This is a genomic window from Thermotoga sp. RQ7 (assembly GCF_000832145.1).
Classification (GTDB): domain Bacteria; phylum Thermotogota; class Thermotogae; order Thermotogales; family Thermotogaceae; genus Thermotoga; species Thermotoga neapolitana.
In genome coordinates, this window is record NZ_CP007633.1 from 542,799 (window position 1) to 566,799 (window position 24,001).

General features: G+C 45.8%; 24 protein-coding genes and 1 tRNA gene. 14 read left to right on the plus strand and 11 right to left on the minus strand.

Going from position 1 to position 24,001, the window contains the following annotated elements; translation table 11 throughout:
• Positions 1-89: 89 nt before the first annotated feature.
• Positions 90-638, plus strand: a complete 549-nt coding sequence (locus TRQ7_RS02795; protein ID WP_038066445.1) for a thymidine kinase — start codon at positions 90-92, stop codon at positions 636-638.
• Here TRQ7_RS02795 and TRQ7_RS02800 read toward each other — a convergent pair.
• Complete coding sequence (locus tag TRQ7_RS02800; RefSeq protein WP_041843953.1) at positions 628-1,842, minus strand: HAMP domain-containing sensor histidine kinase; 1,215 nt, start codon at positions 1,840-1,842, stop codon at positions 628-630. The two genes, TRQ7_RS02795 and TRQ7_RS02800, sit on opposite strands and share 11 nt — an antisense overlap.
• Positions 1,823-2,494 carry a response regulator transcription factor gene (locus TRQ7_RS02805; protein WP_038066450.1) on the minus strand — a complete coding sequence of 224 codons (672 nt, stop codon included), beginning with the start codon at positions 2,492-2,494 and terminating at the stop codon, positions 1,823-1,825. Before TRQ7_RS02805 ends, TRQ7_RS02800 begins: the two co-directional genes overlap by 20 nt.
• A gap of 108 nt (positions 2,495-2,602) precedes the next feature.
• Here TRQ7_RS02805 and TRQ7_RS02810 point away from each other — a divergent pair.
• The 6 genes from TRQ7_RS02810 (at position 2,603) to TRQ7_RS02835 (ending at position 8,000) form a co-directional block, all read left to right on the plus strand.
• Positions 2,603-2,676: transfer RNA gene (locus tag TRQ7_RS02810), tRNA-Gln, on the plus strand.
• Positions 2,677-2,899: 223 nt separating this feature from the next.
• On the plus strand, positions 2,900-4,033 hold the full coding sequence (locus TRQ7_RS02815; protein ID WP_041437420.1) for a glutamine amidotransferase family protein: 1,134 nt from the start codon (positions 2,900-2,902) through the stop codon (positions 4,031-4,033).
• Positions 4,026-5,549, plus strand: coding sequence for a glutamate synthase-related protein (locus tag TRQ7_RS02820; protein WP_015918777.1), 1,524 nt, complete (start codon positions 4,026-4,028; stop codon positions 5,547-5,549). Before TRQ7_RS02815 ends, TRQ7_RS02820 begins: the two co-directional genes overlap by 8 nt.
• A complete protein-coding gene (locus TRQ7_RS02825) occupies positions 5,546-6,001 on the plus strand; it encodes a 4Fe-4S dicluster domain-containing protein (RefSeq protein ID WP_052472221.1) in 456 nt (151 codons plus the stop codon). The genes TRQ7_RS02820 and TRQ7_RS02825 overlap by 4 nt, the downstream gene beginning before the upstream one ends.
• Positions 5,998-7,275 (plus strand): FAD-dependent oxidoreductase, encoded by a 1,278-nt coding sequence (locus TRQ7_RS02830; protein ID WP_041843954.1) that lies wholly within the window; start codon positions 5,998-6,000, stop codon positions 7,273-7,275. The genes TRQ7_RS02825 and TRQ7_RS02830 overlap by 4 nt, the downstream gene beginning before the upstream one ends.
• Complete coding sequence (locus TRQ7_RS02835) at positions 7,263-8,000, plus strand: hypothetical protein (protein WP_015918780.1); 738 nt, start codon at positions 7,263-7,265, stop codon at positions 7,998-8,000. The genes TRQ7_RS02830 and TRQ7_RS02835 overlap by 13 nt, the downstream gene beginning before the upstream one ends.
• Positions 8,001-8,028: 28 nt before the next feature.
• Here the strand turns inward: TRQ7_RS02835 and TRQ7_RS02840 are convergent, their stop codons facing one another.
• From TRQ7_RS02840 to TRQ7_RS02870, 7 genes are all read right to left on the minus strand, one after another.
• A complete protein-coding gene (locus TRQ7_RS02840) occupies positions 8,029-9,144 on the minus strand; it encodes an ROK family transcriptional regulator (protein WP_041843955.1) in 1,116 nt (371 codons plus the stop codon).
• A gap of 4 nt (positions 9,145-9,148) precedes the next feature.
• A complete protein-coding gene (locus TRQ7_RS02845) occupies positions 9,149-10,369 on the minus strand; it encodes a glycosyltransferase (RefSeq protein ID WP_041843956.1) in 1,221 nt (406 codons plus the stop codon).
• A 995-nt stretch (positions 10,370-11,364) separates the two neighbouring features.
• The gene (locus tag TRQ7_RS02850) at positions 11,365-12,579 is read right to left on the minus strand and encodes an ABC transporter permease (RefSeq protein ID WP_041843957.1); all 1,215 of its coding nucleotides are present in this window, start codon (positions 12,577-12,579) and stop codon (positions 11,365-11,367) included.
• Positions 12,566-13,270 carry an ABC transporter ATP-binding protein gene (locus TRQ7_RS02855; protein WP_015918785.1) on the minus strand — a complete coding sequence of 235 codons (705 nt, stop codon included), beginning with the start codon at positions 13,268-13,270 and terminating at the stop codon, positions 12,566-12,568. The genes TRQ7_RS02850 and TRQ7_RS02855 overlap by 14 nt, the downstream gene beginning before the upstream one ends.
• Positions 13,267-14,274, minus strand: coding sequence for an efflux RND transporter periplasmic adaptor subunit (locus TRQ7_RS02860; protein WP_041843958.1), 1,008 nt, complete (start codon positions 14,272-14,274; stop codon positions 13,267-13,269). The genes TRQ7_RS02855 and TRQ7_RS02860 overlap by 4 nt, the downstream gene beginning before the upstream one ends.
• Complete coding sequence (locus TRQ7_RS02865) at positions 14,271-15,530, minus strand: TolC family protein (protein ID WP_041843959.1); 1,260 nt, start codon at positions 15,528-15,530, stop codon at positions 14,271-14,273. Before TRQ7_RS02865 ends, TRQ7_RS02860 begins: the two co-directional genes overlap by 4 nt.
• 15 nt (positions 15,531-15,545) lie before the next feature.
• Positions 15,546-16,532 carry a TolC family protein gene (locus TRQ7_RS02870; protein WP_041843960.1) on the minus strand — a complete coding sequence of 329 codons (987 nt, stop codon included), beginning with the start codon at positions 16,530-16,532 and terminating at the stop codon, positions 15,546-15,548.
• A 116-nt stretch (positions 16,533-16,648) separates the two neighbouring features.
• On the opposite strand from TRQ7_RS02870, the gene ilvA reads away from it, so the two are divergent.
• From ilvA to TRQ7_RS02890, 4 genes are all read left to right on the plus strand, one after another.
• A complete protein-coding gene (ilvA, locus tag TRQ7_RS02875; protein WP_041843961.1) occupies positions 16,649-17,854 on the plus strand; it encodes a threonine ammonia-lyase in 1,206 nt (401 codons plus the stop codon).
• A gap of 82 nt (positions 17,855-17,936) precedes the next feature.
• A complete protein-coding gene (locus tag TRQ7_RS02880; protein WP_041843962.1) occupies positions 17,937-19,145 on the plus strand; it encodes an iron-containing alcohol dehydrogenase in 1,209 nt (402 codons plus the stop codon).
• Positions 19,146-19,228: 83 nt separating this feature from the next.
• Positions 19,229-19,435, plus strand: coding sequence for a hypothetical protein (locus tag TRQ7_RS02885; protein ID WP_041843963.1), 207 nt, complete (start codon positions 19,229-19,231; stop codon positions 19,433-19,435).
• A gap of 2 nt (positions 19,436-19,437) precedes the next feature.
• Positions 19,438-20,343, plus strand: coding sequence for a diacylglycerol kinase family protein (locus TRQ7_RS02890; RefSeq protein WP_041843964.1), 906 nt, complete (start codon positions 19,438-19,440; stop codon positions 20,341-20,343).
• 13 nt (positions 20,344-20,356) lie between these two features.
• Here the strand turns inward: TRQ7_RS02890 and mds are convergent, their stop codons facing one another.
• The gene (mds, locus tag TRQ7_RS02895; RefSeq protein ID WP_041843965.1) at positions 20,357-21,427 is read right to left on the minus strand and encodes a GDP-mannose:di-myo-inositol-1,3'-phosphate beta-1,2-mannosyltransferase; all 1,071 of its coding nucleotides are present in this window, start codon (positions 21,425-21,427) and stop codon (positions 20,357-20,359) included.
• A gap of 97 nt (positions 21,428-21,524) precedes the next feature.
• Between mds and bioB the strand changes: the two genes are divergently transcribed.
• Positions 21,525-22,418 carry a biotin synthase BioB gene (bioB, locus tag TRQ7_RS02900; RefSeq protein ID WP_231555957.1) on the plus strand — a complete coding sequence of 298 codons (894 nt, stop codon included), beginning with the start codon at positions 21,525-21,527 and terminating at the stop codon, positions 22,416-22,418.
• Positions 22,412-22,762, plus strand: coding sequence for a MazG nucleotide pyrophosphohydrolase domain-containing protein (locus TRQ7_RS02905; protein WP_015918795.1), 351 nt, complete (start codon positions 22,412-22,414; stop codon positions 22,760-22,762). Before bioB ends, TRQ7_RS02905 begins: the two co-directional genes overlap by 7 nt.
• On the opposite strand, the gene TRQ7_RS02910 is transcribed toward TRQ7_RS02905, so the two are convergent.
• A complete protein-coding gene (locus tag TRQ7_RS02910) occupies positions 22,759-23,082 on the minus strand; it encodes a hypothetical protein (protein ID WP_041843966.1) in 324 nt (107 codons plus the stop codon). The genes TRQ7_RS02905 and TRQ7_RS02910 overlap by 4 nt on opposite strands.
• Before the next feature lie 55 nt (positions 23,083-23,137).
• On the opposite strand from TRQ7_RS02910, the gene TRQ7_RS02915 reads away from it, so the two are divergent.
• Positions 23,138-24,001 carry a deoxyribonuclease IV gene (locus TRQ7_RS02915; RefSeq protein WP_015918797.1) on the plus strand — a complete coding sequence of 288 codons (864 nt, stop codon included), beginning with the start codon at positions 23,138-23,140 and terminating at the stop codon, positions 23,999-24,001.

Here is a 24,001-nt window from a genome sequence, read left to right on the forward strand (position 1 = left end):
AAAAGGTGCCGTCAATTATGAGAATGTTTCAGTTTGGGTGGGCAGAGTGTTAACACGAAGAGTTGTATAATCGTTGGGGAGGGATCGACGTGTCCGGAAAACTCACCGTGATCACAGGGCCAATGTACTCTGGAAAAACAACAGAACTTCTCTCTTTTGTGGAAATATACAGGCTGGGAAGAAAAAAGGTTGCGGTTTTCAAACCGAAAATCGACAACAGATATCACTCAACGAAGATCGTATCCCACTCTGGTGATGGTGTAGAAGCGTTCACTGTGGAACGACCTGAGGAGATGTGGAAATACATCGACGAAGAAACAAGGGGAGTGTTCGTAGACGAGGTGCAGTTTTTCAGCCGCGATCTGTTTGACGTGGTGAGGGAACTTCTGAACAGAGGAATAGACGTCTTCTGTGCAGGACTCGATCTCACCCACAAACAAAACCCGTTCGAAACTACAGCCATGCTTTTGAGCCTTGCAGACACCGTGATAAAGAAGAAGGCAGTCTGTCAGAGATGCGGTGAGTACAGCGCCACACTCACACTGAAAATAGCCGGTGGTGAAGAAGAGATCGATGTCGGCGGCCAGGAAAAGTACATAGCAGTCTGCCGGGATTGCTATAACGCCCTCAAAAAATGATCTTGAAAGTACTACCCTTTCCTTCCTCGCTCTCCAGAACTATCTTTGCCTTCAACCTTGCGACGAGTTCCTTCACTATAGAAAGGCCAAGGCCCGATCCTTCCGTGTTTCGAGAGATCCTGTAGAACCTCTCAAAGATTTTTTTCTGCTCCTTCTTCGGAATTCCAGGTCCTGTGTCCTTCACGTATATCGTTACTCTACCGTCACTAACGGCACCGACGATCACCTCCCCTTTTTCTGTGAACTTTATGGCGTTGTCTATCAGGTTTTCCAGCACAACCCTCAGGACGTCCTTTTCCGTCTCCACAAAAAGATCATCCGGACACTCGATCTTGAGTTTCAAATTCTTTGCTTCTGCCTTCGGTGCAAACGCTTCTACCAGTTCTTCCAGAAACACCTTCAGGTTTATTCTCTCCTTCACAGTGTCTTTGAACATCTCACCACTTTTCACAAGAAGAAGGAGTTGTTCAACCTGTTTTCTCATCTTCTCCACGTTCTTTTCCATGATCGAAAGCTTATTCTTCACCTCTTCAGGCACATCTTGGTACTTCAACACATCGAGGCTGGTCTTCAAAACGGAAAGTGGTGTTTTCAACTCGTGAGAGGCGTCCATCGAAAACCTTTTCAAACTATCGTAGGCATTTTTCACAGGAAGAAGTGCCAGTTTCGAAATGAAATACCCGAATATCCAGGCGCCACCCGCCGTGAAAACAATCAAAAGAAGGTACATAGACAGAAGCCTTCTGCTACGCTCCATAAGATCCGATATGTCTTTTCCCACCCTCAGAAATATGGTGGTGTCTCCCAGATCGATCTTCTTTGTAAACACCCTGTAGTTTCCCTCTGTGGAAAATCCCTCCTTCACAGGCATTTCAGGAGTGTCGAGTTGTTCTCCAACTTCCAGAAACACCTCACCTGATGAGAGAAGAAGTTGAAAGGCCTCACCTCGTGGGACAAAAAGGGGAGGCATTCCTTTCATCATCCGAAGCATTCCCATCATGCCTGGAGCGCTGAGTCTTTTTTCGATGAACTCAGCGGTTCTCACAAGATCACCATCGAACTGTCTGGTGATTCTGTTCTTTTCAACCATGAAAACGGCCCCCGCAACCACCGCAACAACAAAGACGATGGAAAGCGTGAAGATGAGAGTCCATGTAAGGTGAGTTTTTCTGAAAGCCTTCTTCTCATTCATCACGGACGACATAACCAATTCCCCTCACAGTGTGGATTATCTTCTTTTTGAAGCCCCTGTCGATCTTTTTTCTCAGGTTCTTGATGTGACTTCTGAGCGTATCGGAAAAGACGGTGTCATCAAAACTCCAGAGGTGCTCCTGCAGTTCCTCCTTTGTAACCACCCTGTTTTTGTTCATCATGAGGTACTCCAGTATCTGGTACTCCTTCTTTGTAAGATCGATCTCTTTTCCTCCTCTGAAGACCTTCCTGGTAGCCGTATCCAGAATCAGGTCTCCACAAACCAGTTTGACATTTTTGTTCTCTGCCTTCCTTCTGATCAAGGCCTTCACCCGAGCAATGAGTTCTCTGAGATCGAAGGGCTTTGGAAGATAATCATCGGCTCCCATGTTGAGGCCTTTCACCCGGTACTCCACATCCGAAAGGGCTGTGAGCATCAGAACGGGAGTGTTTATACCCTTTTCCCTCATAGCCTTCAGGATCTCCCAGCCATCGTGAACGGGAAGCAACACATCCAGAATCACCACATCGAAGTCTTCGTTTAGAGCCATGTACATTCCCTCTTCACCGTCGTAGCAGACATCAACGGTGAACATCTCTTTTTTCAGAGCCTCGGCGATCAGATCTGCAAGATCCTTTTCGTCTTCCACAAGGAGAACTCTCATTCTATCACCCCGATATGAAGATTTTATCAGTTTGAACGTGAAAAAGTCGTGGAAATTCCCTCCCTTGAAATCTCATTACCTCTGGTGTATAATAAGAAAGCAGGAGTTTGGGAGGTCGTCTAACGGTAGGACGGCGGACTCTGGATCCGCTGGTGGAGGTTCGAGTCCTCCCCTCCCAGCCAGAGTCAAGGGGATGCAGTAGCATCCCCTGTTTTTGTATCCACATATCGTTTTTATTTTTATGCTGTATTTGGAATATTTACGGCCATTTTTCACAATCTCACCCTACATTTCTCAAATGAAAAATTTATGCTACGTTTATTGCAAATAGAACTCCTCTATGGTATAAATGTTATACACAAGATTTCATATTCATGCCTTTCCGTTCGCTAGGAGGTGAATGCCTTGCCCTATGACCTCCCTCGTTTGATACCCGACAGGGATTTTAAAGTTCCATCCGCGTGTGGTGTCTCTGGAATAATGAACACATCCGGAAAGAGATTCAGCGGAAGCACAATTGTTGAAACAATGGCTTTGATGCGCGAAAGGGGAAACGGCCTCGGAGCAGGTTACGCCGCCTACGGCATATACCCAGAACTCAAAGATTTTTACTGCTTTCACATGCTCTACGACAGTGAACTGGACAAGAAAAATGCAGAAGAGTACATAAAATCCCACTACGAGATCATCGAAAGTGAACCCATCCCCACCAGAAAGAATCCCCATATCAAGGAAGTCCACATCCTCTGGCGATACTTCCTGAAACCAAAGAGCATACCAGAGGGTTTCACCGAAGAAGACTTTGTCGTCGATACGGTGATGTTCATAAACGAGAAAATCAAGGGTGCCTTTGTTATGTCCAGTGGAAAGAACATGGGAGTCTTTAAAGGTGTGGGCTTCCCTGAGGACATCGCCGACTTTTACAGAATCGATGAGTACAAGGGCTACATCTGGACTGCCCACAACAGGTTCCCCACGAACACCGTTGGATGGTGGGGTGGAGCGCATCCCTTCGGAATCCTCGACTGGACGGTTGTGCACAACGGGGAGATCTCGTCCTACGGTATAAACAGAAGATTTCTGGAAGCGTACGGTTACAAATGTACCCTCATGACGGACACCGAAGTTGTGGCGTATCTTGTGGACCTGTTCATGAGAAGGTTCGGATACAGTCCCAAAATCACTGCAAAAATACTCGCTGCTCCTCTGTGGAAAGACATAGACCTCATGCCAGAAGAAGAGAGAAAACTCTACACTGCCCTGAGGATGAACTACGGTGGAGCCCTTCTCAACGGCCCCTTTGCCATCATTGTTGCAAACAGCAACATGATGATGGGGCTGAACGACAGGATAAAACTCAGACCCCTCGTGGCTGCCACGAAAGATGATTTCCTCTACATTGCCTCCGAAGAATCCGCCATAAGGGTTGTTTGCCCCGAACCAGATGAGGTGTGGGCTCCCAAGGCGGGTGAACCCGTTGTGGGAGTCCTGAAATCCACCGAAAAAGTCCGGGTGGCATTGGAGGGAGAGAATGGCTAAGAGAAAAGTCCCAGCGGAATTTGTTGTGGAACGCGATGATTACAAGTGCATAAGATGCCTTGCCTGTGTCAGAGTGTGCTCCTATGGGGCAAACTACTACGATGAGAACGCCAACAGGGTCTACACGGAAAATTACAAGTGTGTTGGATGTCACTTCTGTGAAGCCATATGCCCGACAGAGGCCATAACGGTTCGAAGGAACAATTTCGACATCAGGCCTCTTGCGCACTGGACGCCAGAACACCTGATCGGAATCATGAAACAGGCAGACACCGGCGGGGTTCTGCTCACCAGTATGGGAAACGACAGACCGTACTTCAGTTACTTCGATAGGATCGTTCTCAACGCAAGTCAGGTGACGAATCCATCGATAGATCCTCTCAGAGAGCCAATGGAGATCAGAACCTACATAGGAAGAAAAGAGGCAAAACTGGAGATAGAAGAAGACGGAGAAGGAAACGTGGCCCTCAAAACAGAGATAGCTCCCCAGTTGAAACTGGAAGTTCCTGTTATGTTCACCGCTATGTCCTACGGTTCGATCAGTCTGAACGCCCTTCTGTCTCTGGCGAGGGCAGCAAGAACGATTGGAACCTTCTTCAACACAGGTGAAGGTGGCCTTCCGAAGGAACTCAGAGAGTTCAAAGACAACATGATAGTTCAGGTTGCCTCCGGTCGTTTCGGTGTGAGTGCGGATTATCTGAACGCAGGTTCAGCTGTCGAGATAAAAATAGGACAGGGTGCAAAACCGGGAATCGGGGGACACCTTCCCGGTGAGAAGGTCACAGAACCCATCTCGGAGACCAGAATGATACCCGTTGGGACCGATGCCTTATCTCCTGCCCCACACCACGATATCTACTCCATAGAAGACCTCAGACAGCTCATCTATGCCATAAAAGAAGCCACAAGGTACGAAAAACCTGTCGGCGTCAAGATCGCGGCGGTGCACAACGTGGCTCCCATAGCAGCCGGTATGGTCAGGGCGGGAGCAGACTACATCGTGATAGACGGTATCAGGGGAGGAACGGGTGCCGCCCCCAAGGTGACGAGGGATCATGTGGGAATTCCCATAGAGTTTGCCATCGCTGTGGTCGATCAGAGACTCAGAGAAGAGGGAATAAGACACATGGCATCGATCGTTGTGGCAGGAGGTATCAGAAACAGTGCGGATGTTATCAAAGCGATCGCGCTTGGAGCGGATGCAGTCTACATAGGAACAGCGGCACTGGTTGCCCTCGGCTGTCATCTCTGCCAGACGTGTTACCTTGGAAAGTGTAACTGGGGTATAGCCACTCAGGATCCGAAACTCACAAAGAGGCTCAACCCGGAGATAGGAGCAAGGAGGGCGGCAAACCTTCTGAGGGCCTGGGCTCACGAAATAAAAGAAATCCTGGGTGGAATGGGAATCAACGCCATAGAATCCCTCAGGGGCAACAGAGAGGCACTCAGGGGAGTTGGACTGCACGAGTACGAACTGAAACTCCTTGGAATCAAACCCGCGGGAGAGGCGTGGTGATAACTGTGAGGAGAATTCTCATCAGAGAAGAGTACTGTATGGGCTGTAAACTCTGTGAGATAAACTGTGTTGCCGCACAGGTGGGAACGGGAAACCTGATAAAGATTTACAGATACGTCCCGGAACTTCCTGAACCAAACGTGATCGTAGAAGAGCACGATTACATTACTTTTGCCCTTCAATGCAGAAACTGTGATGATCCCTCCTGTTTGAAAGCCTGTATGACAGGGGCGATGCACAGAGATCCAGAGACAGGTGCCATAAAAGTGAACCAGGAAAAGTGCGTTGGATGCTGGATGTGTGTCATGGCATGTCCGTTCGGTGCGGTGAGAAGAAGCACAAAAGAAAAGAAAGTGGCTTCCAAATGTGATCTCTGCATCGACAGAGGAACTCCTGCCTGTGTCGAAGGATGCCCGAACGAAGCCCTTGTTCTTGTTGAGGTGAGAGGATGAGGTACGTTGTGATTGGCTCAGGACCTGCCGGTTTGAATGCGATAGAGGCGATCAGAGAACTCGACAAAGACGGAGAGATTCTCCTCACCACAGCGGAAAAGTACGTTGGGTACTCCAGACCCCTCATCACCTACCTCCTTGGAAGGAAAGTGACGGAAGAAAAGATGTACTACAGAACAGAGGACTACCTGAAGGAAATGGGAGTTTCAATAAAGCCTGCCACCAGGGTAGAACGGGTGATTCCCAAAGAAAAGGTAGTTGTAACCAGCACGGGGGAAAAGATAGCATACGATAAACTCCTTCTTGCCGTCGGTGGAAAACCCTTCGTTCCGAAGATAGAGGGCCTTGAGGGAAAGGAAGGAGTTTTCACCTTCACCACCTGGGAAGACGAAGAAAGAGTAGAAAGATACATAAAGGAAAACGACGTGAGAGAAGCCGTTGTACTCGGTGGAGGATTGATCGGTCTCAAAACAACAGAGGCTCTGATGGAACTCGGAGTGAAGGTGACCATCGTTGAACTTGCAGACAGGATTCTCTCTGTTACGTTCGACAAAAAAGCTTCCGAGATCATCACCAACGCTTTGAAAAAAGAAGGATGCGATGTGATCACAAACGACACCATCGTAGCGGTAAAAGGTGAAGGCTCAGTTTCTTCCGTCGTCCTGAAAAGTGGAAAAGAAATCCCCACCAGACTTCTCATCATCGCCATAGGTGTTAGACCGAACGTGGATTTTCTCAAAGATTCCGGTATAGAAATAAACAGAGGAATCGTGGTGAACGAAAAAATGGAAACAAGCGAAAAAGATATCTACGCCGCGGGAGATTGTACAGAGTTCTACGATCTGATCGACGGCCAGCGAAAGACGATAGCCATCTGGCCCGTTGCCGTCGCCCAGGGAAGAGTAGCAGGCTACAACATGGCAGGAGGAAATGTAAGATACCCCGGTGGTATTCCCATGAACTCTGTCGAACTTGCAGGAATTCCCACCATATCTGTTGGACACACCAACGTCGAAGGTGATGAGTACGAAATCCTCACCTACGAAGAAGGAAACACCTACAAGAAGATGGTCATAAAAGACAATAAACTCATAGGTGCCGTCCTTGTCAACGATATAGACAGGGCAGGAATCTACACGGGACTCATTCTTCAGAAGTTGGATGTGTCTTCTTTCAAAGACAAACTTCTCGACGAAAACTTCGGTCTTGTGTACCTGCCGAAGGAGTTCAGAAAGAAGATGCTGGAGGGGGAAGTAAAGATATGGTTAGAATAGACGCAAAAGGACTCCACTACAAAAAGCTGAACGACATGATATGGGAAGCGATAGAAAACGGAGAAACGGAGATCGTTCTCGATAACGTCTGTGGTCAGAGATACATAGGAGCAGGGATCAGAAAGAAGGTCCGAATAGAGATAAATGGAGTTCCCGGAAACGACCTCGGTGTTTTCATGGATGGCCCCGAAATAACCGTGAATGGAAACGCTCAGGACGGCGTGGGAAACACCATGAACTCTGGAAAGATAGTGGTACATGGCCACGCGGGAGACATCATAGGTTACGCCATGAGGGGCGGGCACATCTACATAAAAAAAAGTGCAGGATACCGTGTGGGAATACACATGAAGGCCTACAAGGAGAACTATCCCGTAATCGTGATTGGGGGATTTGCAAGGGATTTTCTGGGAGAATACATGGCAGGAGGCTTGCTCATAGTTCTGGGCCTGGAAAAGGATGAAGATGGAAACATCGCCGGCAACTACGTTGGAACGGGAATGCACGGTGGAGAGATCTTTCTGAGAGGGAACATAGAAGAACACAAACTGGGAAAAGAAGTGAAGATCTTCCAGCCTTCTGAAGAGGACATGAACCGGATCAGACCTTACATCGAAGAATTCTGTAGACTCTTTGAGTACGATCCAGAAGAAATACTGAGCGAGGAGTTCATCCTTCTGAAACCGTACACCCACAGACCCTACGGAAGGTTGTACGCTTATTAAAAATACTCCCGGCATCTGCCGGGAGTTTTCATTTTAGAATATCGGAAAGGTATTTTTCAACAACCGCCCGAGCCGCGCCGAGCATCCAGTTCGCACTCGCCAGATGAAATTCCACGTCGTCTACGAATTCTTTGTTGAACCGTTCTTTAACCATCTTCTCCAGCAGTTTCGCTATGTCTTCGCTCACAGCTCCCTCTCCTGCAAGAAAGACTCGAGAGACACCAGTACTCATCAGAACATCACCCACGGCAACAGAAAGATTTCTGAAGGCTTTTTCGTAGTGTTTTCTCACCGCTTCGAAGTTCTCTCTTGCCTTTTTTCTCACTTCTTCGATGAAGGGTCTGTATTTTTCCTCTTCGTTTGAGATGAAATCCTCAAAATCGATTTCCGATCCAAGATAAGATTTCAAAACTGCATACTCAGACGAATGATATTCCAGACATCCTGTCTGCCCACAGTAACATTTTCCTTCGGATGACACTATCATGTGCCCCATTTCCAGGTGCTCGATCCTTCCGTTTCTGAAAAGACTGGCACCTATTCCTATTCCGTAACTTATGAGGAGAAAGTCTGATCCTATCCTTTGAGAAACCTCACGACACAGAGCATCGGCATCGTTCATGACAATCACTCTTTCAAAATCTTTCAGAACATCCCTCAGGTTCCAGTTTCTCACGTTCATCACATGAGATACAACTACCTGCTGATCTCTCACCAGTCCAGAAGAGCAGATACCTATTCCAAGCAAGTTCTCCGAAAAAAGATTCTCAACCGTTTCCCTGAGTGCCCTCGTGTAACCCTCGTTGCTTCTCATCGGTGCGAGAATACTCACCCTGTGTTCTCTGATGGGATTCAGCGATGCGTTGAAAAGCACACCGTGCACTTCCTCTCGACCAACCTTCACTCCGATCACACTGAATCTTTCAGGATTCACACTCAAAACCTGATAAGGTCTTCCTTTTTTTGATTTGACTTCCTCGATTAAGAGAAAGTTTTCTTCATTCAATTCATCGATGATGTAACTCAGCGTGCTTTGGGCAAGTTCCAGCTCATTTGAAAGATCACCCCGGGTAACCTTTCCATTTTCCAGTATGTGTTTTAGAACCTTCAACTTGTTCTCTCTTCGAAGCAAAGGAGACGGCACATTTTCACCCCAGAAGGTTCAGGAAAGTCTTCAGGTAATTCTTGAGATGTACGGTGATGATGAAGTTCTCAATGACGGTTCTTTTTCCGTTTTCTCCCATATTCTTCCGCAAATTCTCATCTTTTATAAGCCTTATCACATATTCTGCCAGTTTTTCCTTTTCCCATGCAAGGTAACCGTTTTCTCCGTGCTTCACCTGTATCTTAACCCCTCCAACAGGTCTTGCCACAACCGGAACTTTCTTGTAAAGTGCTTCACTTATCACAAGGCCGAACCCTTCTCTTATCGCTGTATGAAGCGCCACGGTTGTGGCCCTTTGAATGGCATTGACCTCTTTGTTTCCAACTCCTTTCAGGTTGGTACAGAACTTTATATCTTCGTCAACCCCTGCGTAGCGGAGCACTTTTTCGTAGAAAAACCATCCTTCCGGATCATCGGTTGCCATAGCAGACACAATGGCAAGTTGAACATCGGGAATTTCTTCTTTCACAATTCTGTACACGTCTATAGCGCTGAAGAGATCCTTCCACGGATCAAACCTTGCCACAACTGTTATGAGGGGTCTTTTTGGATCTATTTCAAGCCTTTCAAGGATTGTTTTTATGAAATCCTCATCGAGATCGCTGTTTTTCTCACTCAGTGGATCTATGCTCGGTGGAAATGCAACGCTTTTTTCTTCCCATCCCTCCGGGAAATACTCTTCCAGGTGAAAAATCAGTTTGTCGTACCCTTCCAGGTATCGGGAAAATCTTTTCCAGACGGTCATGTTCGGTGCCGAAAGGTCAATATGACATCTCCAGAGCCATTTTCTATCGTTCAAATCCAGGTATTTCCTCACCGCCGCTGGCTGCGGGTCGTGTATCACTAGTATTTCTTCGTCCTGAATCAACTTAGTGTTTTCCTGACATACCCTTTCGTAGAGATCCCACTCTTTTTCTGTGATTTCTATGTCCGCTCCCTGAAGGGTGTTATGGAATTTCTTGGTGACATTGAAAAATTCATCCGGTGCTTCCAGAACCCTCCATCTTGCATCAAGACCAACAGATCTCATCAGAGGAACAAGATTGTGCAGAATCTCCGCCACTCCGCCTCCATAGGCAGTTGCGTTCACATGGAGTACTTTCATTCCTTTCAGTGGTTCAGCAAGTTTTTTGATCTCGTCCACCTCTTCACCTATCACCGGCCAGTATTCTTCTATGTTTCTCTCTCTCAACCTGGCGTCCATATCGATTCCTCCTTATTTATTCGTAACTTGAATTAATACACATTTAATCATAACACACCGGAGAAAAAATTCAAGGGGTGTTTTTGTTCGTTCATGTTAGAAGAAATACTGTGATAATACAACAACACAGTTTTATTCACTAAAGTATGGTAAGTTCCATTTATTCACAAGGTGGGTAGTGATTGTAACTGGCTTCTGATGTGCGATGTAGAGTATGCAACTGTCGGTAACGAAAAAATTCATGCGGGTTTGAGAGAGGTGATGTATGCAGGAAAAATGGAATAGTGAGTGAGAAAGTGAAAAAAGATCTGTGAATATGTCTTCATCTGTGATCATGTATCTATCATGAATAAAGAAACCGCACACTTAGCCTCTAACCTTTTAAGGAGTACCTTTTTAAACAAACTTGTGAAAACAGGAACTAGTAGATTTTCCCATAAAACACCTCAAAATGGCTCAACCTAGGTTAGGATAATTTATCTTTTGATTTTGTCTTTCTTGAGGTTTTTCATTGACTATGCAATTATTCCATTTTTCCAAACAGTACTTGACTGGATCTTTCTGTGTGTTAGAATCACCTGTGATGAAACACTCTCTGTATGTTCTCATATACTCTTGCTTTTTGAAATGCCTTGTGGTATAATTTCTTTGAAATCCAACGGTTTCAATCCTTCCTTAGAGGTATGGAAACATTGTTGTTTGTACTTTCATTTTCTCCCTCCTTTTTCCGTTTCAATACTTCCTTAGAGGTATGGAAACACTGGAGGGGGTAGAGGACAGCCTTCTTTTCACCTCGTTTCAATACTTCCTTTGAGGTATGAAAACATGAATATTTCCCACCAACCCGGCCTTGTACGCAATGTTTCAATACTTGAGGTATGGAAACGGTAAGAAAATCCTCACAATCAGATGGGAATGCTCTTGTGGGGAAAATTCATCAGGAAGGTTCGGTTTGTTTAAAAGCCCCTGCACCCATGTTGAGTGCAGGGGGAGGTTCATTCGTACCTCAAAGCCTCTATTGGGCTCAGTCTGGAGGCCCTGTATGCAGGATAGAACCCGAAGAACAACCCAACGCTCGCGGAGACACCAAAAGCGATGATCACAGAAAAGGGATCAACGAAGGCTTTCAATCCGTAGGAACTTCCAAAGGTGTTGACGATCGTGTTTGATCCAAGTATTCCCAGGGCAACTCCTATAGCACCGGCAACGAAGGTGATAACAACGCTTTCCACAAGAAATTCCATGAGAATTCTGATCCTTGAGGCACCTATTGCCATCTTTATGCCTATTTCCCTTGTTCTTTCAACAACGGATACCAGCATGATGTTCATGATGCCTATTCCACCAACAACCAGTGATACGGCAGCGATTGCAACAAGAACGAGGTTGATGATGGAAACACTTTCGGACACAACGTTGAGGATGGCTTGCTGACTGATGATGTTGTAGTAACTTTCTTCCTCATGAAATTTGGTGTAAAGCAGATGGTCTATTTCCATAACGGCCCTTTGAGCAACCTGCGGTGATTTACTCGTTGCAAGGATCATCGAGATGTTTCCATGGGTCTGGAAAACCCTGAACTTTCCAGTTTCATAAGGAATGAGAATCATGTTGTCCGGGTTGAACATGAGGATACTACCGGTTCTCTTGAAGACACCGATGATCTCAAAGACGAGTTTTCTGTTTCCCTGAACAAGGTAGATCTTTTTCCCCACCGGGTTTTCATTTTCAAAGAGGTTGTAGGCTATTTCCTGACCGATGATGGCCACGTTGGCAGCACTGTCTTCCTCTGTAAACGTTCTGCCCGAGGACACCTTGAGATTCAGTATCTGAAATATCTCATAAGGTGCCGCATAGACGTTTGCCCTTGAATTTGTTTCTCTGTACTGGACGAGGAAATTTCCATTCACAAGACCGATCGCCCTGTCAACACTTGGACACATGCTCAGAATATCTGAAACATCCTCTTCACTGAGAGATTCCACGGACTGGGCTATTGTTCCTCCTCTTCCTCCAATAAAACCTGGTGTGACCATGATGATGTTCGAACCCAGTGATGTGAGTCTTTCGGTCACACTTTCTCTCATCCCGGCACCGAGGGACATGACCATGATGACGGCGGTCACACCGATCACGATACCGAGCATGGAAAGAAACGTTCTCATTTTGTTGGCAAGCAGCGATCTCAGAACCTCTTTAAGTATCTCCATACACAACACCTCGGCGCTCTACATCTTCTATTCTTCCGTCCCTTATTCTCACGATACACGTTCCTTCGTCTACCATCTCAAGATTGTGAGTGACAACAACCAGGGTCTTGCCCATCTCGTGAAGTTTTCTGAAGAGTTCCAGGATTTCCTCTCCTGTTTTTGTGTCGAGATTTCCTGTTGGCTCGTCTGCAAGAATGAAAACGGGATCGTTTGCCAGAGCTCTTGCTATCGCCACTCTTTGCTGCTGACCACCTGAGAGCTGGTTTGGACGGTGATGGAGTCGATCACCAAGTCCGACAAGTTCCAGAAGTTCTTTTGCCCGTTTTCTCCTTTCTCTTGCCGGAACTCCCGCGTATATCATGGGAAGTTCCACATTCTCCAGGGCGTTGAGACGAGGAAGAAGGTTGTAACTTTGAAAGACAAATCCAATTTTTCTGTTTCGAACCTGGGCGAGTTTTCTGTCACTCATTTTTGATACGTCTTCACCCTCGATGAGAACCTTTCCCTTCGTCGGTCGATCGAGACAGCCCAGTATGTGAAGGAGTGTGGACTTTCCACTTCCAGAAGGCCCTATTATGATCACGTACTCTCCCTGAAAGACCTCGAAAGAAACTCCCCGAAGGGCTTCAACCTTCACTTCTCCAAGGTCGTAGACCTTCCATACGTCGACGAGTTCCATCACCTTCTTCATCTTGCTCGGCCTCCTCCGGGGCCAAACACCGGAAGTCCTTGTCTTGTCCTCAACCTTTGAATCTCCTCCTGAGATGGAACAAGGAGGAGAACATCTCCCTCAGATACACCTTTTTTGATCTCTATTTTTTCGTTCACTTCCTCTCCGATCTCCACGTACACCTTCTGTGGTCCCTCGGGTGTTTGTTTCATCACGTAGTATCCGTTCTGATCCTGCCTTACTGCTTCTTTGGGAACAAAGAAAGAGCTGGTGGCTTCTCTTACGATGATCTCCACGTTGCAGGTGAGTCCCGGGATCACAATTTCAGGTGGTGTTTGATCGAAAGAAAACTCAACGGGTATCACAGTGACACCACCTGAGGTTTCCGCAACGGGACTGATTCTCTTCACCTTTCCGGTCAGAGTGAGTCCAAGTTGTTCAAAGGTGAAAACGGCTTTCATTCCTTCTTTGACGTTCTTCAAATCGTATTCATCTATAGAACCTTCCACTCTCAAAGTGTCGGTTTCCACAATTTCGACAATGGCTGTTCCAACAGAGACCCTATCACCTTCGGACACATTGACGGACTGGACCACACCGTTCACAGGAGAAGTCACGATGGTGTTTTCAAGGTTCTTTTTTGCTTTCTCCAGATTCAACCTGTTGATCTCGGTGGGAGAGGTTTTGTAGTTGTTCAGGGCAGAAAGGTACTCGATCTGATAGTCTGTGTCGTCTATCTTTGCTATCCTCTGGCCAGCCTGAACGTGATCTCCTTCCTGAACGTAGAGTTCCAGAACATCCCCAGAGACCTTGGAAGCAACGCTTCTGGTATCGGCTGTGACCTGTCCTACGATCTCAACGGTTTCATTTTCCTTCGTCACGGTGTAGGTGAGATAGACAGGAAGTTGTGTGGAAGTGGCTGTTCTTTCGGAGACACTCTGGGCACTGGCTCTGTTCAGGAAGATCACAACTATTAGAAGAACCACCAGTATCGCTATGATCAGGAGCGTTATCCACTTTTTCAATTCAGATCACCTTCCTTGAGAAATTTCTCAAGATCGTATCCCAGGGTGCTTATGTATTTCAGTTTTTCCAGAATCAGCGAATTTTCCAGGTTTTCCATGGTGAGTTTTCCTTCCGTGTAATCGAGTTCTGAAAGGATGAAATCTTCTTCACTCAAAAAGCCTTTCTCAAACAGTTGCCTGTTCGTTTCGTAAACCTCTCTGAGATCGTTCAACTCGATATCTTCCTGTTTCATCTGAGATCGGAGGTTGTCAATGCTTGTCAGTGACTTGTTTATCGAATCGTTTATTTCCTTAATTTTCTCTTCGTACTCCAGCGAAACAATCTGAAATTTCCTTTTTTCTGCCTCCAGTTTTCTTTCTCCAAAATCCCAGAGGGTAAGTTGTAGGCCGATTCCTATCGACCAGGTGCTTTCTTCAAAATCGTAGTTGAAGGAAAAACTCAGATCTGGAAGATACGGTAAAAACCACGTCTTTTTTTCGATTTCTTCTGCCTTTTTCTGTATCTCAAGTGCCTTCAGATCCTCTCTGTGTTCTAATGTAGTGGCAGGGAGTGTGATGTTTGACAAAAGTTCTTTTGTCTCTCTGTAGATCTCTTCGTTTATACCTTCGTGAATGGCCTCCAGATTCAGTTTTGTGTTTCTCAGAGTTTGCTCGACTGAGAGGATCTGCTTTTCCAGGGATTCTTTTTCATCTTCATCGACTGTCTTGCTGAGTTTTTCTCTCAGTACCTGAAGCCTCTGTGAGAGGATCTCTATCTTTCTTGTGTAGTAGTACCAGTCAAACACATCCTGAACCGTCTGGATGAAGATGCTGTTTTTCACAGATTTCAGAGAGTACAGTGCAGAGAGGTAACCTGCTTCAGCCTGCAACCTGTTCACCATGTAGTCTTCTTTGAGGCCTCTTGAAACACTCAACTGCGTTCCTTCAAAATTGGCCGACCAATCCTTCGTGTTCACCGAGATTGGAAAGGAAAGGCCGAGTTTAAATCCATATACGTTCACAAAGTTTACAATGGGACTCACGGAGAAATTCTGAACACCATCCTCTGTTATGATGATTCCATTTGTTCCAAGCGAAACAGAAACCTCCGGATTCCAGAAACCCGTGTATTGCCTGTAAGAGAGATCTTTCTCTTTGAAAGATTCAACAGCGGACCAGTAGTCTGATGATCTGTTCATGTTTTCTTCAAACAGATCGAACACGTTTCCTGCAAGAAGAACGGGAAAAACAAGAAACAACAGAAGGAGCCTTTTCATTATCTATCACCTTCTTTAGAAAGAGACGTCTTTTCCAGCATCTATGAGGAGAGTTATGATCGTGTTGTAGTAGTTTTGAAGCGAATTCAGGTAATTTTTTCTTGCATCGAGAAGATTGATCTTTTGAGTGTTCAGTTCTTTCTTCGAGATAAGGCCCTTTTCGTACCTGTCCTGATAGTCTTTCAAAATGGATTCGTTGAGTTCCACTCTTTCCTTCAGAACCTTGAGATTTGAAAGTGTAACTTCAAGAGAGTTGATGGTGCTTCTGTAAGTGTTCTTTGCTTCTTTCAATACCTTTTCGTAGTTCATCTTTGCCTTCTGGTAAGCCAGTTCTGCCGTTTTTCTTTCGTACCTGGAAGCGGCGGCGGAGAGGTTGTTGAGGTCGTACTCTGCGATCTTCATGTTTATCTCTGCGATCTTAACAGAAAGAACATTGTCCAGATATTCCTCTTCGCTCACAAGACCGTGGAAGTCTACCAGTGGAAGTTCTATCTTGCTTGCTTCCACGCTGAAGAGCTCTTCGTAGTTTTTCTTTGCCTCGTCGAGATCGTACTTTGCAGAAAGAAGGCTGTTACTTGCTTCCTCAAGGGTGAGTTCTGAGTCTTTCAGGTCGTTTTCCGAGATGAGGTTCTTTTTGAAGAGTTCCTGGTTCGTTCTGTGATCTTCCTGGGCGTTTTCGAAGTTTATCTGTGCACTCTCATAGGAAACCTCGGCGATCAGAAGATCGAAGATTCTTCCAAGGACATCCTGGTAAACTGATTTCAACGAGCTTCTGTAGTTCTGCAGGTTGTTGTAGTAGCTGAGTTCTGCGGAAAGTTCTGATTTCCTATTTGTTGCTTCAAGTTTGGCTTTTTCATAATCCATTGTTGCTGTTTCCAGATCGATCTGGGCGATTTGATAGTCTGTGCTACTTGCAAGTGCAGTTTGAAGAACATCGTTCAGGGAAGCAGAAAAACCAGCCACGGAAACAACCAGCACCAGGGCCACAAAGAGATTTTTCATGAGGATACCTCCTTTTTAAAATGTTTGCCGATGAAATTCTATACCACCCTCTGTGAAAAAATCGTGAATTCTTTTCTGCGGTGTACAATTCAATGGGGTTGAAAGGAGGTGTTTCTGTGGTCACCCTGAGGGATATCAGGGAAGCACAGGAGATTTTGAAGGGTGTTGTGCACAGAACAGCCCTCACCTACAGCTCCGTTCTGAGTGAGATCACCGGCGGCGAGATATACCTGAAGATGGAAAATCTTCAAAAGACAGGAGCTTTCAAAATAAGAGGAGCTTACAACAAAATAGCACATCTGAGTGAAGAGGAGAGAAAGAAGGGTGTGGTAGCAGCATCAGCTGGAAATCACGCTCAGGGGGTGGCACTCGCTGCCAAGATTTTCGGTATTCCCGCAACGATTGTTATGCCCAGATACGCACCGCTTTCAAAGGTCACAAGAACGAAGAAACTCGGTGCACAGGTGATCCTGGAAGGTGATGTGTTCGATGAGGCGTACGAGGCGGCGCTGAGGATTCAGGAAAGAACGGGTGCAGTCTTTGTTCATCCGTTCAACGATCCTCATGTGATAGCGGGGCAGGGGACCATAGGCCTTGAGATAATGGAGGACTTGCCCGATGTGGATATGATTGTTGTTCCGGTGGGTGGAGGAGGTCTGATCTCCGGTATTTCCATCGCTGTCAAGTCCATAAATCCAAACGTTCGAATAGTAGGTGTCCAGACGGAAAACATGCCCTCCATGATCGCATCGTTGAAGAGGGGAAGGATAGAAAAGATAGAGGGAAAACCCACTCTGGCCGATGGAATTGCGGTGAAAAAACCCGGAGAGATAACCTTCGAGATCATAAAAAAGTACGTCGACGATATGGTCATGGTGAACGAAGAGGAGATAGCAGATGCCATTCTGTTTCTTCTTGAACAGGCAAAGGTGGTAGCTGAGGGGGCGGGAGCGGTGGGGGTTGCTGCACTTTTGAACAGACTGGATGTGAATGGAAAGAAAGCGGTGGTTGTTGTGAGTGGAGGAAACATTGATGTGAACATGATAGACAGGATTATAAACAAAGGACTCGTAAAAAGCGGTAGAAAAGTGTTCATCGAAACGTTTGTGATGGACAGACCCGGTGCTCTCAAGGAACTTCTTGGAGTTGTGGCGGAACTCGGGGCGAACGTGCTTTCCGTCTTTCACAACCGGTCTGCAAAGGACGTTCCCATTGGATTTGCAAAGATAGAACTCGAACTCGAAACAGTCGATGAAAAACACGTTGAAGAGATAGAAAGGGTCCTCATCGCAAAGGGGTATGAGGTGAGAATCGTTGTATGAGAAAAGTTTCACATATGTAATTGTTATGAAATTCACAATAAATGGAAACGGTGATACTATAAAAATCGGGAGGTGAGAAATTATGTGGACCAAAGAGATCGATATCAGAAATGTGATCGAACTGAGAACAAAAACGATTTGTTACTTTGGAATCGGTGCTCTAGACAAGATTGAAGATATACTGGATATTCTGAAAAGAAAAGGGATAGAGTCTGTGGTGGTTGTCAGTGACAAAGTTGCGTACAAAGTCACAGGTGCGTGGGATAGGGTGAAACCCGCTCTGGAAAAAAGAGGTATGAGATACGTCGTTTACGATGATGTTACACCGAATCCTACAACTAAACAGATAAACGAAGCTACAAAAAAAGCACTCGAAATCAACGCACAGGCCGTGATAGGAATAGGTGGAGGAAGTCCAATCGATACAGCAAAGAGCGTGGCAATTTTGCTTGAGTACCCTGAAAAAACTGCCGAAGAGCTTTATGAACAGAAGTTTGCACCCGAAAAAGCAAAACCCATAATTGCCATAAACACAACGCACGGTACAGGAACAGAGGTTGACAGATTTGCCGTGGCGTCCATTCTGGAAAAGGAGTACAAACCACCTATAGCCTACGACTGTATTTATCCTACATTCTCCATTGACGATCCAGAACTGACCAGGAGCCTTCCAGAAAAGCAGAGCGTTTACACCTCTCTGGATGCGTTGAATCACATAACAGAGGCTGCCACGACCGTCCTGGGAAATCCTTTCTCTATAAATCTTGCCAGGAACACGGTGGAGTTGATAGCCGAATACCTGCCAAAAGTCCTTGAAAAACCCGATGATCTCGAGGCACGCTATTTTCTAATGTACGCTTCTGCGATCGCGGGTATCTCTTTTGATAACGGTATGCTGCATCTCACGCACGCTCTTGAGCATCCGTTGAGTGCAGTAAAACCTGATCTTCCACACGGTTTGGGACTTGCTATGTTGCTTCCTGCTGTTTTTAAATACACCTACAAAGCCAAACCTCAGATACTTTCCTACGTCTATCAACCGATAATACCTGGTTTAAGGGGAACAACAGATGAAGCCGAAGAAGCCGCAGCAAAACTTGAGCAGTGGATCTTCAACCTGGGTGTTAAAGAGAAACTCTCGGATGTTGGATTTTCTGAAAAAGACATCCCCAAACTTGTAAAACTAACCTTTGAAACCCCCGCACTGGATCTTCTTTTGAATTTGGCACCGATGAAAGTGGACGAAGATCTGGTAAGTGCGATCTACAAGGAATCCCTGAGACCTTATTGAGAAAGAAAATAAACAGAAACGTTCAGAGAGGGCAGGGTCATCCTGCCCTTTTTTGGTAGAATATCCTCTGCGGAGGTGGAAGGTTGAGATTCATCTCAGATCTTTTTTTCTTTACAGGCTTTGGAACCCTTTTTGTTTCGATCGTCTTTTTTGACCTTGGAACAAGAGCCATCAAGAAAAAACAGCCCCGAAAGAAAAAGTTCTATGACAGAAAAGGATGGCAGTTTCTCACTGCAAGCCTTGCTTCTTTTGCAACGTCGATAATACTGGCACTCCTTGGAAGGGGATAGGTGTGTTTTTGATATACAACCCGGCGGCAGGCGGAGGAAAAGCCAGAAAACTCTGGATGAAGGTAAAAGACCTCCTGGAAAGGTATGAAATAGATTGCGAAGTTGCCTTCACGGAAAAACCGGGACACGCAATGGAACTTTCAAGGAAAGCCTTTGAAAGCGGCCACAGAAAGATCGTGGCGTTCGGTGGCGATGGAACGATGAACGAAGTGGTGAACGGAATCTTTCTTGGTGGATTCAATCTCGAAGAGGTCACGTTCGGCTGGATCCCGTTCGGCAGTGGAAAAGACTGGGCAAGAACGATCGGTGTTCCTCTAGTGGTCGAAAAGGCAGTAAGGACCCTGAAGGATGGAAGAGTCTTCGTTCAAGATCTTGGTGTTGCCGAGTACGAAGCGTCTGATGGGGAAATGAAGAAGCGAGTGTTCGTCAACGTTGCCGGACTCTTCTTCGACGGTTTTGTAACCCACAGAACAAATCTGCTAAGGAAGAAAAACCGTGTTTCATACTTTTCAAGGATATTCTCTTCCATCATCAAGTACAAACCGCCCGTTGCCAGAATCCAGGTAGACGAAAGAGTGTGGGAAAAGAAGATCTTTTCCATGAACGTTGGAATTTGCAAGTACAACGGTGGAGGCATGAATCAACTCCCACACGCCGTTCCGGACGATGGACTTCTGGCCGTTACTGTGATAAACGATATAGGAAAGATCAGAATTCTTGCGAATTTGTACAGGGTGTTCAACGGCACACTTCTGGAGCATCCAGGGGTAGAAGGATACCAGGCAAAAAAAGTGACGGTGGAGTTTCAAAAGAAAGAACCTGTGGAACTGGATGGAGAATCTTTCTGGACGAGGAAGATATCATTTTCTGTCGTTCCCAGAGTACTGAGGGTTCTGGTGAAAAAGTGAGGGGGTACCCCCCTCACTTGTTGATGGATTTTGCAAGTTCAAGAAATTCCCGAGCAACTTTTTCACCGCTGTACTTTTCCACAAAGATCCTTGCCTCTTTCTTTATGTCTTCCACCAGTTCGCTGTCCAGCATCAGAAGTTCCAGTTTGTGTGCCAGATCGTGTATGTTTCTGTACTTCACTATGGGACCAAATCCGTAAGCATCGGTTTCAATGGTTTCAACGAATCTGCTGTCTCTGATGACGATGGGAGTCTCACTTGCTATGACCTGATAGAGGGTGGAAGAGACCACAACGTTCGGTGTGTTTCCCTTTGGAAGCAGGTGTACGTTCGATCCTTTCAGATAACTGTAGAGCTTTTCAACGGTCGGCCTTTTCTGCCACTGTGTGATCCATTCCGCTTCGTACTCGACCTTTCCATCAGATCTGATGATCCAGTAGTGAACGTTGTCGAATCTCTTTTTCAGTTTTTTCAGAACGTTCAAGAAATCACAGTACTCTTCAACGGGCTGTCTTCCGAAAGAGAAGAAGAGGAATCTGTCCTCACCAACAGGTCTTTCCGGTTCTACTTCGTAGGGTTTCATCACAGGATAACTGATCACTTCCACCTTTTCTCTTGGTATGCCGTAAAACTCGAGGATCTCATCGTAGAACCTTCTGTCGAACACAACGATTTTATCGCAGGGCAGTTTCACAACTTCCCTTGCTTTGAATATGTTCGCTTCATGAAAGACGGAAATGACAGGAATCTTCAGTTTTTCTATGAGTTTTGTGAGAGGCTTCACCGGAATCCTCCAGAAGGTCTCTACTATGAGCAGGTCCAGGTTTTCCTTTAAAATCTCTTCTTCTTTCACCCAGCCTTCTTCGGTCACGTTGTCCACTTCTGTGTAAATTTCCCTCTTGACGAAATCTGGGTCCGTGGCTTCGGTTCTCTTGTAGTATTTGACCTCCTTTTTGGCACTATCTTCGGTCGGGGCGAAAACCACCACTTCGTGCCCCATGTTGACAAACTCTCTGGCGAGTATCTCTGCGTGCATGCCAACACCGCATGTGGCACCCCATCTGCTGAGAAAGCCGATTTTCATGTGATCACCTCCTTTTGTAGTTTGTTTTGTGGTTGTGAATCGTGAAAAGAACCTATAATATAGTATAGAACTTGTCCAATACAGGAGGTTGAAGATTTTGAAAGAAATTTTGAGTATGGAAACAAGAGAACTGATTCTTAAAGCCAGCACGATGGTTCGCAATTCCAGACTGGATATTTGCAGCATCGTGAATGCAAAATCCGGTATCTGTGATCAGGACTGTAAATTCTGCGCTCAGAGCTCTCTCTACAATACTGGAGTGAAGAGATATCCTCTTCTAGATGAAGAAAGTATCCTTGAGAAAGCAAAAGAAGCTGAAAAAATGGGGGCTGTAAGATTCGGTATTGTCACCTCTGGAAAAAGACCCACCAGGGATGAACTGCTGAAAATAGCAAGTATTATAGAATTTTTGAAAGTAACCACCAGTTTGAGAATCTGTGCTTCTCTTGGAACCCTTGAGAAAGATGAACTCAGTTATCTGAAAGACCACGGTCTTGACAGATACCACCACAATCTGGAAACCTCACCGGGGTTTTTCCAAAACATCTGCACCACCCACACCTTTTATGACAGAGTGAAAACCGTGGAGAACGCGAAAAGCATCGGTCTTGAGGTTTGCAGTGGAGGGATATTCGGCGTTGGAGAAAGTTTTGAAGATCGTCTGGAATTAGCGAGAATTTTAAAGGATCTGGAAGTAGATTCTGTTCCCATCAACTTTCTCATACCGATAAAGGGAACTCCTTTTGAGAACTTCCCGGAGCTTGATGTTGTAGAGAGAATAAAAACGATAGCAGCGTTCAGGATCGTTCTCGGAGAAAACGTGACAATAAAAATCGCAGCAGGAAGAGAAAAACTCGGAGATTTTCAGGCACTCGCCTTTTTTGCGGGAGCAAACGGGATGATAGTGGGGGGTTACCTGACTGTGAAGGGAAGAAGTTATGATGATGATAGAAAACTCGTTGAGGGGCTGAAGGAGTTGATGGGATGGTAGAGAAACTCCTTGAGATCATCGAGAAAAGTCTGGAAAAGTGCCCCTGGCTGGAAAGACAAAGCATCGATTCTCTTCTCGATGCACTTGCCTCTGAAGTGGAAGAGATAAGGGATGCGGTGAAGAAAAAAGACCTGACCAATCTCGAAGAAGAGATAGGCGATCTCATCTACGATGCCTTTCTTGTGGGAGCTGTGGCCCAGAGAGATTATGGTGTTGATCTAGAGCGGGCCATTCAGAGGGTTGTGGAGAAGATCTCTCACAGAAAGCCCTGGCTGTTCTGGGACGAAAAGATCTCCCTGGAAGAAGCAGAGAGAATCTGGAAGGAGCGAAAAAGCAGGGGTTAATCCATTTTCTCTATAGGTTTTTCTCCAAAGAGTTTTGCGGCAAGGAAGAACACTGGAGAAGAGAGTTTTTTGTTGAACTTTTCAACTTCTGAGTTGTATTCTTCTTTTGCTTTCTTTAGAAGTTTCAGGATTTCGTTGTGCTTTTCTTCAACGAAACTGTTACCGGATTCTACTTCTTTTCTGAACAGTTTTTCTCTTTCTTCGAGTTCTACTATGTCTCTTTCTATGTAACCTATGATCCTTCTGTGACGAATGAGAAAAGCCCAGGTGTAGAATGAATATATGGTGAAGCCAAGAATTACGAGTGCGATGATCCACATGTTTTCACCTCCGAGAGAATAATACCACGGCGATGATCAAAAAGGGGGAAAAAGGATGATAAAGATAGGCGCTCACATGCCAATTTCGAAGGGATTTGATAGGGTACCGAAGGATACGATCGATATCGGAGGAAATTCCTTCCAGATATTCCCTCACAACGCAAGGTCCTGGCAGGCCAAACTTCCCACAGACGAAATGGCCACGAAATTCAAAAGAGAGATGAAAAAGCACAGAATCGACTGGGAGAACGCCTTCTGTCACTGTGGGTACCTTGTGAATCTTGCCAGTCCAAAAGAAGACATCTGGCAAAAATCCGTAGATCTTCTGAAGACAGAAGTAGAAATCTGCAGAAAACTGGGCATAAAATATTTGAACATCCATCCAGGAAGCCACCTTGGAACGGGTGAGGAAGAGGGAATAAACAGGATCGCCCGTGGACTGAACGAAGTACTGAACAACACGGAAGATGTGATCATTCTCCTCGAGAACGTTTCTCAAAAAGGAGGAAACATCGGCTACAGACTGGAACATCTGAAGAGAATCATCGATCTTGTTGATCAGAAAGATCGTGTTGCGATCACGTACGACACCTGTCATGGATTCGACTCAGGATACGACATAACAAAAAAAGAAGGTGTGGAATCCCTTCTGAGTGAGATCGAAAATCTTTTCGGGCTGGAAAGGCTCAAAATGATACACCTCAACGACTCGAAGTATCCACTCGGTGCGGCAAAGGACAGACACGAAAGGATAGGAAGCGGCTTCATAGGTGAGGCGGGATTTGCTGTCTTTTTCTCGTTCAAAGAAGTACAGAGGGTTCCCTGGATACTGGAAACGCCTGGTGGAAACGAAGAGCACGCGGAGGACATAAAGAAAGTGTCTGAAATCATAGAAAAATACAGAATAGAGGTTGATTGA